This is a genomic window from Pseudoalteromonas sp. US3C1004, from assembly GCF_048401065.1.
Lineage (GTDB): Bacteria > Pseudomonadota > Gammaproteobacteria > Enterobacterales > Alteromonadaceae > Pseudoalteromonas > Pseudoalteromonas undina.
This window is the reverse complement of record NZ_CP183073.1, coordinates 1,382,946-1,399,137: the sequence shown is the minus strand read 5'-3', so window position 1 is coordinate 1,399,137 and position 16,192 is coordinate 1,382,946. Positions and strand designations below refer to the sequence as shown.

Here is a 16,192-nt window from a genome sequence, read left to right as displayed (position 1 = left end):
ATCAATTTAGCCCTATATAATGGCCTCAGATTGACGAGGAAGTATTTTATGACCGAACATCAAAATGTAGATAACGCAGAAATAGCAAAGTTTGAAGCCATCGCAGAGCGTTGGTGGGATTTAGAAGGCGAATTTAAGCCGCTTCACGAAATTAATCCATTACGATTAGATTTCATCGCAGACAAAACTAAAGGATTATTTGACAAAGAAACCCTCGATGTAGGATGTGGTGGCGGTATTTTAAGTCACAGCATGGCGCGAATGGGGGCAAAGGTAACAGGTATCGATATGGGGCAAGAGCCTTTAACTGTCGCTAAGTTACACAGTTTAGAAACAAGTGTACCCGTTGAATATATAAAAGTACCTGCTGAACAATTTGCTGATGAGCACCCTGAGCGCTTTGATGTGATTACTTGTATGGAAATGTTAGAACATGTCCCCGACCCTGCTTCTATTATCCATGCAGTCGCTAAATTAGCAAAACCTGAGGCCGATGTATTCTTCTCCACCCTTAATAAAACCCCTAAAGCTTACTTATACGCTATTGTCGGCGCAGAAAAACTGTTAAAAATGGTGCCAGAAGGTACCCACGACCATAAAAAGTTCATTAAACCTGCGCAATTAATCGCATGGGCAGAACAAGCAGGGTTAAAGGTACGTGCCAGTGCAGGATTAAGTTACAACCCACTCTCAAAGCAATATACGATTAATGATGATGTTAGCGTAAATTATATGCTGCACTTTGAGAAGTTAGCGTAATGACAAGCTCACAAACATCTACTAGCCCAATTGAATATCAAGCATTGCTATTTGACTTAGATGGCACTTTACTTGATACCGCTGATGATTTAGGCGCTGCACTTAATAGTGTGCTGCATAATCACCAACAACCACAAGTGGGCAGTGATATATATCGACCCGCAGCTTCAAATGGCGCAGCAGCATTACTTGCTGCTGGTTTTAAAGAAGGTTGGGCGCAACAACCGCAAGAGCAACTTTTAGCAGAGCTAGTTGCATACTACGCTGCCAATATTGCCACCCATACCCAATGCTTTGTCGGTGTAGAGCAATTACTTATTGCCCTTGATAATAAAGGGATCCCGTGGGGCATTATGACAAATAAGCCTAGCTTTTTAACCGATCCTTTAGTCAAGGCGATTCCTGCATTAAAAAATGCGCAAATTGTGATAAGTGGTGATACCTTAGCTGAGTCTAAGCCCTCACCCCTTCCTTTATTACATTGTGCTGAGCAAATGAGTGTTGATCCTTCGCGCTGCCTATATATAGGTGATGCGCAGCGAGATATACAAGCAGGTAAAGCAGCGAATATGCACACCGCTACCGCACTGTGGGGATATGTACCGAGTGTGGACGAGGCATTGGCTTGGAATGCAGATTTTAATTGGCATAGCCCTATAGATGCTTTCAACCACATATAGTGCCATACCAATTAATAAACACTACATATTGTGATTGTGTTAGTTTTTACGCAAAGCTTGATGATAAAAAAAGCAGACAAAATTTATTTTTAAAAAGCGTAAATTTAATCTTTCCTTAGTTGATTTTTACAAATTTCAACTTAACCGAATGATCAAAGGTTAATGCCTACTAACACAATTACGTTATCCCAACGTTATCCACAATCAGAGCGGTTTCTGTCCCTTGCAAAAGATCACAGACCACACTATCTTGTGATCTCTAATTTGAACAACACCAGATATTGTGGCTAAATGTTATTCAATTAAATTTACCTATGCGGTAGAAATAACAATAAAAGAATAGGCACTGGGCGTTTTAAGTGCACTCATTGGTCAAAAATATTTAATTCCCAAGGAATACAGGCAAAACTATGAACCAACAGTTATCTGTAAGCAAACGTGACGGCCGTAAAGAGCCACTTGATCTAGACAAGATCCATCGCGTTATTGAATGGGCCGCCGAAGGTTTAAACAACGTTTCGGTTTCACAAGTTGAACTTAAATCACATATTCAATTTTATGACGGTATTCGTACTAAAGATATTCATGAGACGATTATCAAAGCCGCTGCGGATCAGATCTCAAAAGAATCACCTGATTATCAGTATCTTGCTGCTCGTTTAGCTGTATTCCATTTACGTAAAAAAGCGTATGGCCAATTTGAGCCACCGCGTCTTTTTGACCACGTTACTAACATGGTTGAACAAAAACGCTACGACGCCCATTTGCTTGTTGATTACACAGAGCAAGAACTTGATGAACTAGATACTTACTTAGATCATTCACGCGATCTTAACTTTAGCTACGCAGCAGTAAAGCAGCTTGAAGGTAAATACTTAGTACAAAACCGTGTAACCGGTGAAATTTACGAAAGCGCGCAGTTTTTATATATATTAGTAGCAGCAAGCTTATTCTCAGATTATCCACGTGAAACGCGTATTGATTACATCAAACGTTTTTACGATGCGGTTTCACTATTTAAAATTTCTTTACCTACACCAATTATGTCGGGTGTGCGTACGCCAACGCGTCAGTTTAGCTCATGTGTACTGATTGAGTGTGGCGACAGCTTAGATTCAATTAATGCGACTTCATCAGCCATTGTTAAATACGTTTCTCAACGTGCTGGTATTGGTATAAATGCCGGACGTATTCGTGCATTAGGTAGCCCTATTCGTAACGGCGAAGCGTACCACACAGGTTGTATTCCGTTTTATAAGCACTTTCAAACAGCGGTTAAAAGCTGTTCGCAAGGCGGTGTACGTGGCGGTGCAGCTACTTTATTCTACCCGCTTTGGCACTTAGAAGTAGAAAATCTGCTGGTACTTAAAAATAACCGTGGTGTTGATGATAACCGCGTACGTCATCTAGATTATGGTGTGCAGTTCAATAAACTAATGTATTCGCGTTTAATTAAAGACGATTACATTACCTTATTTAGTCCATCAGACGTGCCGGGGCTTTACGATGCATTCTTTGAAGATCAAGATGAATTTGATGCACTTTATGTAAAATATGAGCAAGACGAGTCAATTCGTAAAAAACGTATTAAAGCCATTGAACTGTTTTCTATGTTTGCTCAAGAACGTGCCAGCACCGGTCGTATTTACTTACAGAACGTTGACCACTGTAATACACACAGTCCGTTTATCTCAAAAGTGGCGCCTATACGTCAATCTAACTTATGTTTAGAAATTGCGTTACCGACTAAGCCTCTTAGCAACGTGAATGACGAAGAAGGTGAAATTGCACTTTGTACATTATCTGCGTTTAACTTAGGTGCCATTGAGTCTTTAGATGAACTAGAAGAGTTAGCTGAGCTTGCAGTACGTGCACTTGATAACCTACTTGATTTCCAAGACTACCCTGTACCTGCAGCTAAAAATGCCACTATGGGGCGTCGTACGCTAGGCATAGGTGTTATTAACTACGCTTATTACTTAGCTAAAAACGGTAAGCGTTATTCAGATGGCAGCGCAAATGCACTCACGCACAAAACGTTTGAAGCAATTCAGTACTACCTAATGAAGGCATCTAACGAACTTGCTAAAGAGCGTGGAGCATGTCCTAAATTTAACGAAACTACTTACTCGCAAGGTATTATGCCAACCGATACGTACAAACGTGATTTAGACAAAATTTGTGATGAACCACTGCATCTTGATTGGGATACATTACGTGCCAGCATTAAAGAGCATGGTATGCGTAACTCCACGCTGAGCGCATTAATGCCATCAGAAACGTCATCGCAAATCTCAAATGCAACTAATGGCATCGAGCCACCGCGTGGTCACATTAGTGTTAAAGCAAGTAAAGACGGTATTTTAAAGCAAGTTGTTCCTGACTACGAACGCCTTAAAGATAACTACGAATTACTGTGGGATATTCCATCAAACGATGGTTACTTACAATTAGTAGGCATAATGCAGAAATTTATCGACCAAACAATTTCAGCAAATACTAATTATGATCCAAATAGATACGAAGGCGGTAGAGTACCTATGAAAGTCTTACTAAAAGACTTACTCGGTGCATACAAACTAGGTGTTAAAACACTTTACTACCATAATACCCGCGATGGCGCATCAGATGCTCAAGAAGACACTCCAGAAGTGGAAGATGATGATTGTGCAGGCGGCGCGTGTAAAATTTAATAGTTAAACTTAAAGCGGGCGCCTTGCCCGCTTTGTCCTGATAGTCTTAGTGATAGTTTTTTGAGTGATAAACATGTCTTATACTACTTTTAGCAGAAATCATAATAACCAAATGCAAGAGCCAATGTTTTTTGGTCAAACCGTTAACGTGTCACGTTACGATCAACAAAAATACCCTATTTTTGAAAAACTAATTGAAAAACAATTGTCTTTCTTTTGGCGACCTGAAGAAGTTGATGTAAGTAAAGACCGTTTAGACTTTCAAGCGCTTCCCGAACACGAAAAGCATATATTTTTAAGCAACTTAAAATACCAAACGTTGCTTGATAGTGTTCAAGGCCGCTCACCTAACGTAGCATTACTTCCTATCGTATCAATTCCTGAACTAGAAACGTGGATTGAGACATGGGCGTTTAGTGAAACTATTCATAGTCGTTCGTACACCCATATTATTCGTAACGTAACTCAAGCGCCTGAACTCATTTTTGATGACATTGTTAGCAATGACAAAATTAGTGAGCGTGCCGATGCGGTAACTACTTATTATGATGACCTAATCAATTCTGTATCGCTTTACAACCTATACGGTGAAGGCAAACACGAAATTAATGGCCAAACCGTGGTAGTTAATTTATTTGAGCTGAAAAAGAAATTGTACCTGGCAATGATGTCAGTGAACATTTTAGAAGCCATTCGCTTTTATGTGAGTTTTGCCTGTTCATTTGCGTTTGCCGAGCGTGAATTGATGGAAGGTAATGCTAAAATTATAAAGCTTATTGCCCGCGATGAAGCACTTCATCTTTCAGGTACTCAGCATATTTTAAATATCATGCAAGATGGCAAAGATGACCCTGAAATGGCGATTGTTGCCGCACAATGCCGTGAAGAAGCAATTAAGATGTTTGTTGAAGCCGCAGAGCAAGAAAAAGAATGGGCCGAGTACCTATTTAAAGATGGCTCGATGATTGGTTTAAATAAACACATTCTATGTCAATATGTTGAGTACATTACCAATGCGCGTATGACCGCGATTGGTCTACCTGCACAGTTTGAAAACAACAGTAACCCTATTCCGTGGATCAACTCATGGTTAGTGTCGGATAACGTGCAAGTTGCTCCCCAAGAAGCAGAGATTAGCTCATACTTAGTTGGTCAAATTGATTCACAAGTAGATGCCGATGAGTTTGGTGACTTTGATTTATAATGACTGATAGAACGACTGCAAGTATCACGCTTGCAGATAACAGCCAGCGCATTGATTTTGCCGCTGGCTGCCCTTCTCTTTTACATTGCCTAGAATCGAATAAGATTGATGCTGCTTACCAATGCCGTGAGGGTTATTGCGGTGCATGTCGAGCAACACTTGTCTCTGGTGAAGTTAATTACAATGAAGAGCCGTTAGCGTTTGTTCGCGATGGTGAAATACTTCTATGTTGCTGCAAACCAAATGGTGATATCAGTATTAATTTAAAGTAACTAACTCACATTAAGCGTATTTAACAGCACGAGAATAATATAAAACAGCTAGGTTTGTACCAAACCTGTTTGCCGTGTTTTTAAACTCAAACACGCCTACTAGTACAGTGTTATTTACTCTGAATATTCTGCAGGCACAAATCGGTAATGACCCGTAATTGTATACGCAAAAAGCATATCACTCATTTCTGGCCCACGACCAATATTATGCACAATAAGCGGGTTGCCGCTGCCCTGCGCTATTTCATTAACGACCATACCAATATGCGGTAAATTACCTGGCAGCATCCAAGTAACTATGTCACCGGCTTTATAATCCTCTGCATTAAGCGATTTAGTTAACACTTTTGCATGGCGCTCAAAGTAAACTTGTAAGTTAGGTACACGTCGATGATCAATATTTTTATCTGGCTTGGTTAATCCCCAAATACGCTTAGAAGGATATGCACGAAAATTGTTCTGCATGTCTTCATGTACTAATTTTTGCAAATCAATACCAAGCTGTCGGTACGACCTAATTAAAACATCGGTACACACACCAATATTAGCGGGCACATCACCACCTGGGTACTCAAGTTTATGATAGGCACCATCGTAAGTTACTGGTTGTGTTGTTCTATGGATTAATGCATTAACAATATCATCATCAAAAGAGCTCGCCTGCACATGAAAAGCAAATAGAGCTAGTGGATAGAGAAAAAAACGTGACATATAAATTCCTTTTATAATGCTTATTAACTAAAGCTGTTGAGTAATATAATCAGGAATATTAAATTTATTTCCATTACTGGTATAGTGCGCATCAAGTTCATAGGCCATTATTTCAAGTGGAGCATCATTGTAACCAAACGTTTGGATTTCATTGATGTAGCGCATTATAAAAGCGTGCGCACCGAGTTCACGCCATTGAACTACATGAACAAGCTCATGAAAATGCACTCTTAAATTATCCACAGCGTTAGGTAATATATAATATGTATTTTTATAGGTTATTCCAGCTACATCCATATCAATAAAATTGCTTAAACCAAGTTCACGTAAACCTGTAAAGTCAGATTTAGGAATTTTATCAACAACGACATAAAATGCAGTTTTCAAAAATTCATTTGGGTAAAAGCCCTCAAACTCGCTAGCAAATTTTTCACAGCATATTCTTTGATTTGCATACTCGCTATTCGTTTTATCAATCCATTGTTCTATTTGCGCTAGCATTTTTTCTCCAAAAAATTACTCGGTAAGTTATTTATAAATATTTTATGAAGTTGAACTTTATCTTCTTCATAAAAAAGCGCCAAGTGTAAACTACTGGCGCTGATTATTAATAATCACTATAAAGTTTCCTAACCTTCTTCTTCAACCAGTGACTCTAATAGCTCATGGATCTCTGACTTTAATTCTTTGTCTTCAATTTTATTCGCACTGACTTTAGCATCTTGTAGGTTTTTAATCGCCGCTTCTTTGTCACCTAGTTCGAGCTGTAAAGTAGCCATAGAAAATGCAACCGACGACATATGATCTTTGTTATTGATTTCAATCGACTTCTGTAATGCTTTTTCATAAGTCTCAATAGCCTCTTCTAGCTCTTCGGTAAAATCTGCTAAAGTTTCCCACTGTACAGGGTGATCTTTAGCGGTATTTTCGTTTTCAATACAAATTGCTTTGAGCTCTGCATATAAAGATTCGAATTGTTTAGTATCATTCTTATTGGCAGCTGCCATCAGCTTTTCTGCTAAATCGTGAACCGCTTTGTATACTTTAGTATTCATAATTACTCGCTACCTTAATTAATGCGCCTTTTTAATTTTTTACAGCGCTTTATCCGAAACATATGTCTTAATAGTACATTATTATTAAGCGCCGCGTTGTTACAAAAGTATTATAAGCAACAATAAACGCTGTTTAGTTTATTGACGTGGATATTAGGGTGCTACACTTAATGCTTACTATAAAAAGCAACAGTTAATATCTACCCTATGCAAAATTGCAATCAATGCGGTAAGTGCTGCACAAAATACGGTGCGGCAGATTTAGATACTAATCAGGATGAAATTCAAATGTGGGCGTTATTCAACCCTGAAATATTTCAATACGTTAAAAACGATAAATTATGGTTTGACCCAACAACGGGTGAGCAATTAACGCAATGCCCATTTTTAGAGCTTGCCAATAAAGGATCCCCTAAAGAAAAAGATAAATATACTTGCAGTATTTATCATGACCGACCCCAAGATTGCAGGCATTATCCAAGCTTAATTTCAGAAATGATAAACGATGAATGTGAAATGCTTGAACCAGTCGATAAGCAAAATCATTTTAGAGCACAAAAAAAGTTAGACATACTGATGATAGACAGCCGCTCCTAAATTTAACTGTAATAATGCCGTGCTAAATTAAATTTATCGCTCTCTTGTGTTATTCAACGCAAATTTTAAAGTTATAGTATAACATTGTTGATAGCATAATTTTGTAGTGTTATATTATATCACAACATAACAACCACGAATTGAAGTAACTATGACTAAGCTAACACTCATATCCTCAGCACTACTGTCTGTTTTGTGTTCTCACTCTGCACTTGCAGCGACGATTAACGGCACGGTAACAGATACAAAAAAGCAACCCATTGCCAATGCCACGATTCATGTTCATGGTAAGTCAAAAAGCGTGCAAAGTAATGCACAAGGTCAGTTTAGTATCGACATAGATGCTAAAAGTCAATTACATATCAGTAAAGATAACTACCTAGATTCTCGTATATCGCTTGAAAATACAGGCAACACTATTAATGTTACTTTAAAGCCAACTTCGGTTGAAACTGTTGTTGTATATGCCTCAGCCCTGCATAAAAATAGCTTAGAAATGATTTCACCAGTAAGTGTGCTATCAGGCGATGAGCTAAAAAATAAAGCTAAGCCGACGCTAGGTGAGACACTTAAAGGCATACCTGGCGTTAATGCTAGTTATTTTGGCCCTGTTTCATCAAGTCCGATTATCCGCGGCCTAGGTGGTCCTCGAGTTAAAATTACTCAAAATGGTTTGGATAGCAGCGATGCGTCTCGCATTGGACCTGATCACGCTACATCAAGTGACAGCCTAGCGGCAGAGCAAATTGAAGTGTTACGTGGCCCAAGCACCCTACTTTATGGCTCTGGTGCTATTGGCGGTGTAGTGAATGTGGTTGATAACCGTATTCCAACCAATAACATTGACTCTTTATCTGGGGCAGCACAATACACGCACGATACAGTTTCAAATGCGAATACATTCGCAGCAAAACTAGAAACTGGCAGCGATAACTTTAATTTCCATTTTGATGGTACTAAACGCAGCGGTGATGATTACCAAACACCTCGTTTTAATTTACCGGATGAACATGAAGAAGGTGAAGTACATGTTGAAGGCGATGAAGAAACAGCTACTTCAGTTGAAAATACCTTTATAGACAGTGAAACAGTTAATTTTGGTACTAGCTATGTGGGTGAGCATTTAACCGTTGGATTTTCATACGGTAACATCGAAACAGACTATGGTATTCCAGGCCATTCACATGCTCATCATGAACACGTTCATGCACATGAAGAAGCAGGCGAGCATGAAGAACACGAAGGTGAAGAACATGCAGAAACACCCGTTTATGCTCATTTAGAACAAGACCGTTGGCAGGGGCTGGTAAGTTATGCTTTTCATGATAACTGGATTGAGTCTATTAACCTACGTGTTGGTTACACAGACTATACCCATAGTGAAATTGAAGACGGCGCTATTGGCACCACTTTTAGTAATGAAACCACTGAAGCACGTTTCAACGTAGAGCACCAATTAGGCCAATGGCATGGCATGATTGGCTATCACTATAGTGAGTCTGATTATGACGCGATTGGCGAAGAAGCCTTTACACCTGCAAGTATCACTACCACTCATGCGCTATATTTACTTGAAGAACGCACATTTGGTGACGTCACCGTAGAACTTGGCGCCCGTTTAGAAGATTATGAGATAAAAAGTGATGTAGATACGCATCAGCACAGCCATGATGACGAACCTGTATCAGCAGATGAAACTGTTAACTACACCCAAAGCTTTACTAATCTAAGTGCCTCAGCAGGTGCGATTTGGGAGTATATGCCAAGTCACAACCTAGCCGTTAGTTTGTCACATTCAGAACGTGCACCACTTTCAGCGGAGCTACTCTCTAATGGTGTGCATATTGCTACCGGGACTTATGAACTTGGTTTGGGTTACCATATTGAAGGTAACGAAGCGCATTTTGAGCCTGAAGAAATTAAACAAGAAACATCAACTAATCTAGATATTAGTTTACGTCGCTTTAGTGGAGACTTTGGTTACACTGTCAACTTTTTCTATAACGACATTAAAAACTTTTATTATCAGCAAAACACAGGATTAGTGTTTGATGAAATGGATGGTTTTGAACCTGCAGCCAATGGTCACAGTGACGCAATTGATGTTTATCAGTTCACAAGTAAAGATGCTGAGCTGTATGGTTTTGAATTTGATGTACATTATCAAATAAACCCCAGCGCCATGGTAAAAGTATTTGGTGATTCTACTCGCGCCAAACTAAAAGATAATGAAGGAAATTTACCACGCATTCCTGCTAATAAATTGGGTTCAGAACTGCAATACACCCTAGGTAGCGCACAATTTACCTTAACAGGAACACATTATTTTGAGCAAAATGATATTAGTGCATACGAAACAGCAACAGATGGCTATACATTGATTGATTTACAAGCCAATTATCAGCTTGATTTAGGTGCCGTTGACACACAGCTTTACCTAAGTGTTGATAACATTACTGATGAACTTGGTTTTGTACACAGCTCGTTTATTAAAGACACCGCGCCACTTCCTGGTCGTAACTTCCAATTTGGAGTAAGAGGCTACTTTTAAACAAAGATCAGTTTAATGAGACAATAAAAAACCGCATTCATATTAATGAATGCGGTTTTTTCATAACTAAAATGTTATGTACGTTCTAATTAAAGAATTGCGTGTAACTCAACGTCGAATACAAGTGTTGAGTAAGGTGCGATTGCTGCACCGGCACCACGTTCACCATAAGCAAGCTCATGAGGAACGTATAAGCGCCACTTAGTACCTACTGGCATCATTTGTAATGCTTCAGTCCAACCTTTGATCACGCCGCCCACTGGGAATTCAGCAGGTTGACCGCGCTCGTATGAGCTGTCAAAAACAGTACCGTTTACTAAAGTACCGTGGTAATCAACACGTACTGTAGACTCAGCAGTTGGCTTCTCGCCTTCACCTGTTGCAAGTACTTCGTACTGAAGACCTGACTCAGTTACTGTAATTTCAGGACGTTTTGCGTTTTCTTCTAAAAATGCAATGCCTTCAGCAGCGAGTACTTTAGCTTCTTCTTCACGACGAGCTTGGATCTCTTCGTTAATTTTTTCAAATGCAGCTTGGATCTCAGGGATCTCAACTTGAAAAGCACTGCCTGCATACGCATCTTTCATGCCTTCAAATACTGAATTTAAGTTTAAACCTTCAAAAGGATTAGCCTTAAGTTGCTCACCCATTTGTAAGCCAATACCGTAACTTGCTTTTTCAGCATCTGTAGTAAAATTATCTGACATAATGTGTTATTCACGTTTTGTTAGTTAAAAGACCCGTATATGCTATCACAAAATAAAAGGTCTTTGGTGCTAGTTTTTATTGAGTTTTTCTTTAATTAAACCAATAGCAAAGGTACACACAGGCAAACTGAGCAAAATTCCAACAAGTAAGCTCATCGACAATAATCCAGCCACACCGACCAGTAAAAGAGGCACAGCTACTAAACCGATAATGCCAATATAAAACGCGCCCCATACAGGCCAATAATTATCGTATTTTGTAATTAAATGCCCCGATAAAATATTAAACCCGATGCCATATAATAAGGTCATTATTAGTGCGTCGTCTGGATATGCATCAATAGCCATTTTTTGTAATAACGATATGGCGCTTTGGTAACAATAACCAAACACAGTCCATAGAAGAATGTGCTTAAGTAAACGTTTAGAAAAGGATAATTCCGGGGACTGTGACATTATAAAGCTCCAGATAGCAAAAAACCGCCAATAAGGCGGTTTTTTAAATAATGGTGGAGAGATAGGGATTTGAACCCTAGAGGGGCTATAAACCCCTGCCGGTTTTCAAGACCGGTGCATTCGACCACTCTGCCATCTCTCCGTACGGCGCGCATAATAAGATCATACGCTTAGCTTGTAAAGCCCTATTTTAATAAAACCGGCTAAATAGTTAAATATAAACCGATTTAGTTATCAATTAGCCATTATTAGTAATATTGCTTAGGCCTACGAGCAATCCAAGAGCACACTAAACAGACCAATAAGCTGGCTGTTAAAAATGCAATACTTTGAAATATTAAATCGAAGCGATTAAGGTCATCGCTCGGGATCACAACCAATACAAATGAAGGCAGTACAGTGAACAGTAAAACATAACAACATATTTTAAAAGCTCTGCCAAAATCAAACCGTTTCGATTGTTGCATCCACCAAGTTAGCAATACCAACACCCCTATTGCTGAAGCAGCAATAAAATGCTCAGCTTGAGTGCTCATTGCAACATAAAATGTCGCAAGCGCGCCAACTACACCCCAGATTGACCAAGCAAACCAGTTTTCTTTTTCACGTAAAAATAAATTTCCCATCATTTTCGTCTTCTTTATCGTTATTATTGGTAAGACTTTCCATACATTACCAAAAAACAACCGATTAAAAAACAAACTGAAGAAGATTTATTACGTTTAGTGCTTCCGTGCGCTTCTCGCAGCTACAATATTAACCGCAGTAGTGTAACACGATTAACTTAATGAATTATGACTATATTGAATATAAAAAGTTCATACTATTTCTACAAAAAACTAAAATAATTTTCTGGTTTGTGCCTTGGTGACTTTTTGCATTCAATTGCCGGCGTCCCTAAATATAAATAACCGACTATTTCATCATCATCATTTAAGTTAAGCGCCTGTTTAACACTGGGGCTTTGTGCAAAGTAACCCGTACGCCAAATACCGCCTAACCCCTGAGCGAATGCGGCTTGTTGCATTGCCAATACGCCACAACCTGCGCTTTGTACTTGTTCAATTCTAGGAACTTTTGGGTGTGGTTGATATTTTGCAATCGCAATAATAATCATAGGTGCTCTAAGCGGTAACTCCTTAGCGCGATTAATTACTTTTTCAGCCTGCTGCTCTGCTATAGCGCTTTGATAATAAATTTCACCTAACTTATGACGCGCATCACCTTGAACAATAATATATTGCCACGGTGCAATACAGCCATGATCGGGCACTCTCAACCCAGCCTGCTGAATAATGTTTAACTGCTCTTCATTAGGCCCTGGCGCTGTCAATTTTGCATCAGATTGGCGAGTGAGTAAAAGCTCAATAGCATCCATAGTGTGCTCTCAAAATTCAAAACGTAAGAGTAACATTTATAAGTAAAAAATAAACACTGCAGGGTTAAAACTACCAAGCAGATAAAATTAATGAAGCGAGTGTTTATATCCTAGTAACTATTGATGTAGACACCGCGTTTAAACCAATAATCTAGGCTTACAAAACGCCCACCTCCCGTAAAGAATAAGCTAAGTAACATGGCAAAATAAATAGCAGAAAATTCGATGCCGTTATTTAGTATTGATGGCTTACCTTTTTCGTATAGGTAATCTTCAAAGCCATATTCTTCAACTAAGCTGCGAATTTTACCTATTCGGACTTGTACTTCTTTTGAATTTTCAAGGCTTTCTTTGGCACCAGGGACTGATAGCCAATCAAGTACTTGGGCGGCACTTGTTTGTGGTTTTGTTGGCGCTATAGCAAACCAGCCGTTATGCCAGTGTACTGTTGTTGCTGCTACCACCATTGTAAACATAAGTGGAATACTCACTAAGCGCGTAAATAAACCAATAAGTAAAAACCAACCTCCTAAAAACTCACTCCAACCGGCTAAAAAAGCCAGCAAATCAGGAAACGGTAATCCTAACCCCCAGTCACTATTGCCAAACCACTGAACGACATCATCAGAGGCTAAAAACTGGTTAAAAAAACCATTAGTATCGCCACTTATTGCGAGTTTGTTATAGCCTGCAATAATCATTACAGGCGCTAAAATCAAGCGAAAAAGCAAAGCAGGCAAACCATCCAATAAAGATAATTTACCTATAATATTGTCATAAAGCGTAATTAATTTAATCATGCGCACTCTTGTATGTTCATTGTTTATTAAGTTATAGACTATAAACAAACATGACCGCGCACAGAGCTAAATTATTTCGCCCTTAAAGATTAAATTTGCCTTGCTACTTGTAACGCTTCAAATATTGCGCGTTTAGCATCAATAGCAGCAGCGAGTTTAGCGCCACCAATAACATGTACTTTGGTGTCCTCTGCTTGTGCCTTAAATAACTCGTCGTTAGACACTTGACCAATACAGGCAATAACCGTATCAACTGGCAGTACTTGAGCTTCACCAGCAACACTAATGGTTAGGCCGTTTTTATCAAAACTATGGTATTGGCAGTCTGCAATTTGTTTAACACCATGTTGTTTGGCAACTTGACGATGGATCCAACCAGTAGTTTTACCTAAGTCACCACCAAAGCGCCCTGCACTGCGTTTTAGCATATAGAGTTGACGTTCATCTTTATGCGGCTGAGGTTCACATTCTATGCCCCATTGGGTTTTAAAGTCGCTGATGCTTTGTGATTTGTGTTCACTTAAAAATGCCACCATATCAAAACCAATACCGCCTGCGCCTAATATAGCAATAGAATTACCCAGCTCTACTTCACCGCGTATAACTTCATCGTAAGCAAATACACGCTTATCATCGCTGCATTTAATCGTAGCTTCACGTGGTCTTACACCAGTTGCAAATACCACATCATCAAACTCAGCTAGCATACTGTCACTAAATGCTTTACCTAATTCAATGGTTACATTTAGACGCTTAAGTTCATTACTAAAATAAGCTAATGTATGATTGAAGTCTTCTTTACCAGGTATTTGCATAGCTAAATTGAATTGCCCACCCATATGTTGCTTTTGGTCAATCAGGGTTACATTGTGCCCTTTTTGCGCTAAGTAACAGCTAGACGATAAACCTGCAGGCCCTGCGCCAACCACTAATACATTTTTAGCTTTCTCTGCTTTTTCTAACGGGTAATCAAGCTCAAAACCTGCTTGTGGATTTACTAAACAGGTAGCGCGCTTACCTTTAAATACATGATCTAAACAACCCTGATTACAACCAATACAAATATTAATATGCTCAGATTGCTTAGCCGCGTATTTATTAAAAAATTCAGGATCAGCTAATAATGGACGCGCCATAGAAATTAAATCAGCTTCGCCAGCATTTAAAATATCATTAGCAATCTCTGGGGTATTAATGCGGTTTACCGCAATAACAGGCACGCTAATAACATCTTTTAAACGCTTTGACGCTTCTTTAAATGCACCCGGTGGCACCATACTCGCAATTGTAGGTACGCGCGCTTCATGCCAACCAATTCCGGTATTAAAAATATCAACACCCGCTTTTTCAAGTGCAACCGCTTGTTGAGTTACTTCATCAGGGGTTGAACCATTAGGGATTAAATCTATAACGGAGAGTCTAAAAATAATTAAAAATTTATCCGATACTTTTGCTCTTACTGCTTTTACAATTTCAACGGCTAAACGCATTCTGTTTTCAAGGCTGCCGCCAAATTCGTCGTTTCGTTTATTAGTATGCGGTGCCATAAACTCATTAATCAAATAACCTTCTGAGCCCATTACTTCCACGCCATCGTAACCAGCCTTTTCAGCCAAATAAGCCGAGTGAGCAAAATCTTTAATCGTTTTCTTAATTGAACTTAAAGACATTTCCTTTGGTTTATATGGATTAATCGGAGCTTTTATAGCACTTGGTGCCTGATTAAAAGGGTGATACGCATAACGCCCAGCATGTAATAATTGCAAACATATTTTACCACCATGTTGATGAACAGCTTGCGTATATGCACGATGCTTAAATACATCGTAATAACTATTAAATGATGAAGAAATAGGCGTTAACTTACCGCGTAAGTTAGGGCTGTAGCCTCCGGTAATAAGCATCGCAGTGCCACCTTTGGCACGTGCTTCATAAAAGGCACGAAGGCGTTTGCGATTGTGCCAACCTTCTTCAAGGCCGGTATGCATTGATCCCATTACTAAACGGTTGCGTAGTTGTGTGTGTTTTAGTTCTAGTTTTTGTTCTAACATCCTGTGCCCCAATAACTGGTCTAACCTGTGTGTTTGTTCAATTTTGCGTTAATGACGCAGAATAAGCAATATACGAGCAGCTTAAACTTAAACTTTTTAATTTAAAACACCCTAAATAATCTTGTTTTATGTATAACTGTTAATTGTAAAATACGGCTAAAAGTGACATAAACATTCGTATAATCATAAGTGTAATTGAATTTATAAATGTTTCGTTACGATTTAGCAGTTAAATTAATTTATATTCTAAGCTACTATGGCAATAACGTTTTAGCTGT

The 16,192-nt window shown here is 39.0% G+C and carries 16 protein-coding genes and 1 tRNA gene; 7 read left to right on the top strand and 10 right to left on the bottom strand.

What is annotated here, in order from left to right:
• The first annotated feature begins 48 nt into the window (after window positions 1–48).
• The 5 genes from ubiG (at window position 49) to yfaE (ending at window position 5,608) form a co-directional block, all read left to right on the top strand.
• The gene (ubiG, locus tag ACNSN3_RS06430) at window positions 49–759 is read left to right on the top strand and encodes a bifunctional 2-polyprenyl-6-hydroxyphenol methylase/3-demethylubiquinol 3-O-methyltransferase UbiG (RefSeq protein ID WP_418608817.1); all 711 of its coding nucleotides are present in this window, start codon (window positions 49–51) and stop codon (window positions 757–759) included.
• The gene (locus ACNSN3_RS06425; protein ID WP_418608816.1) at window positions 759–1,439 is read left to right on the top strand and encodes an HAD family hydrolase; all 681 of its coding nucleotides are present in this window, start codon (window positions 759–761) and stop codon (window positions 1,437–1,439) included. Before ubiG ends, ACNSN3_RS06425 begins: the two co-directional genes overlap by 1 nt.
• A 410-nt stretch (window positions 1,440–1,849) precedes the next feature.
• Window positions 1,850–4,132 (top strand): class 1a ribonucleoside-diphosphate reductase subunit alpha, encoded by a 2,283-nt coding sequence (gene nrdA, locus ACNSN3_RS06420; RefSeq protein WP_010389918.1) that lies wholly within the window; start codon window positions 1,850–1,852, stop codon window positions 4,130–4,132.
• A 73-nt stretch (window positions 4,133–4,205) separates the two neighbouring features.
• Complete coding sequence (gene nrdB / locus ACNSN3_RS06415; RefSeq protein ID WP_010389917.1) at window positions 4,206–5,336, top strand: class Ia ribonucleoside-diphosphate reductase subunit beta; 1,131 nt, start codon at window positions 4,206–4,208, stop codon at window positions 5,334–5,336.
• Window positions 5,336–5,608, top strand: coding sequence for a class I ribonucleotide reductase maintenance protein YfaE (gene yfaE, locus ACNSN3_RS06410; RefSeq protein ID WP_076919572.1), 273 nt, complete (start codon window positions 5,336–5,338; stop codon window positions 5,606–5,608). Before nrdB ends, yfaE begins: the two co-directional genes overlap by 1 nt.
• A 114-nt stretch (window positions 5,609–5,722) precedes the next feature.
• Here yfaE and ACNSN3_RS06405 read toward each other — a convergent pair whose 3' ends face one another.
• The 3 genes from ACNSN3_RS06405 to ACNSN3_RS06395 form a co-directional block, all read right to left on the bottom strand.
• Window positions 5,723–6,319: a DUF1287 domain-containing protein gene (locus ACNSN3_RS06405; RefSeq protein WP_418608815.1), complete on the bottom strand. Its 597-nt coding sequence runs from the start codon at window positions 6,317–6,319 to the stop codon at window positions 5,723–5,725.
• A 27-nt stretch (window positions 6,320–6,346) separates the two neighbouring features.
• Complete coding sequence (locus tag ACNSN3_RS06400) at window positions 6,347–6,820, bottom strand: hypothetical protein (RefSeq protein WP_418608814.1); 474 nt, start codon at window positions 6,818–6,820, stop codon at window positions 6,347–6,349.
• A gap of 128 nt (window positions 6,821–6,948) precedes the next feature.
• The gene (locus ACNSN3_RS06395) at window positions 6,949–7,374 is read right to left on the bottom strand and encodes a tetratricopeptide repeat protein (RefSeq protein ID WP_171043243.1); all 426 of its coding nucleotides are present in this window, start codon (window positions 7,372–7,374) and stop codon (window positions 6,949–6,951) included.
• Between the two features lie 207 nt (window positions 7,375–7,581).
• On the opposite strand from ACNSN3_RS06395, the gene ACNSN3_RS06390 reads away from it, so the two are divergent.
• Together ACNSN3_RS06390 and ACNSN3_RS06385 are read left to right on the top strand one after the other, a co-directional pair.
• Complete coding sequence (locus tag ACNSN3_RS06390) at window positions 7,582–7,971, top strand: YkgJ family cysteine cluster protein (protein WP_418608813.1); 390 nt, start codon at window positions 7,582–7,584, stop codon at window positions 7,969–7,971.
• A 151-nt stretch (window positions 7,972–8,122) separates the two neighbouring features.
• Window positions 8,123–10,522 carry a TonB-dependent receptor gene (locus ACNSN3_RS06385; protein ID WP_418608812.1) on the top strand — a complete coding sequence of 800 codons (2,400 nt, stop codon included), beginning with the start codon at window positions 8,123–8,125 and terminating at the stop codon, window positions 10,520–10,522.
• Between the two features lie 89 nt (window positions 10,523–10,611).
• Here the strand turns inward: ACNSN3_RS06385 and ACNSN3_RS06380 are convergent, their stop codons facing one another.
• From ACNSN3_RS06380 to ACNSN3_RS06350, 7 genes are all read right to left on the bottom strand, one after another.
• Entirely contained in the window at window positions 10,612–11,229 is a 618-nt protein-coding gene (locus ACNSN3_RS06380; protein WP_008112467.1) for an FKBP-type peptidyl-prolyl cis-trans isomerase, read from the bottom strand.
• Between the two features lie 69 nt (window positions 11,230–11,298).
• Window positions 11,299–11,622 (bottom strand): hypothetical protein, encoded by a 324-nt coding sequence (locus ACNSN3_RS06375; RefSeq protein ID WP_010389909.1) that lies wholly within the window; start codon window positions 11,620–11,622, stop codon window positions 11,299–11,301.
• Window positions 11,623–11,736: 114 nt separating this feature from the next.
• Window positions 11,737–11,827 (bottom strand) — tRNA-Ser (locus ACNSN3_RS06370).
• Between the two features lie 106 nt (window positions 11,828–11,933).
• Window positions 11,934–12,311, bottom strand: coding sequence for a hypothetical protein (locus ACNSN3_RS06365; protein WP_041709037.1), 378 nt, complete (start codon window positions 12,309–12,311; stop codon window positions 11,934–11,936).
• A gap of 203 nt (window positions 12,312–12,514) precedes the next feature.
• Window positions 12,515–13,063: an NAD(P)H nitroreductase gene (locus ACNSN3_RS06360; RefSeq protein ID WP_054200867.1), complete on the bottom strand. Its 549-nt coding sequence runs from the start codon at window positions 13,061–13,063 to the stop codon at window positions 12,515–12,517.
• A gap of 110 nt (window positions 13,064–13,173) precedes the next feature.
• Complete coding sequence (locus ACNSN3_RS06355) at window positions 13,174–13,863, bottom strand: DoxX family protein (protein WP_418608811.1); 690 nt, start codon at window positions 13,861–13,863, stop codon at window positions 13,174–13,176.
• 89 nt (window positions 13,864–13,952) lie between these two features.
• On the bottom strand, window positions 13,953–15,914 hold the full coding sequence (locus tag ACNSN3_RS06350; RefSeq protein ID WP_418608810.1) for an FAD-dependent oxidoreductase: 1,962 nt from the start codon (window positions 15,912–15,914) through the stop codon (window positions 13,953–13,955).
• Window positions 15,915–16,192: the final 278 nt, after the last annotated feature.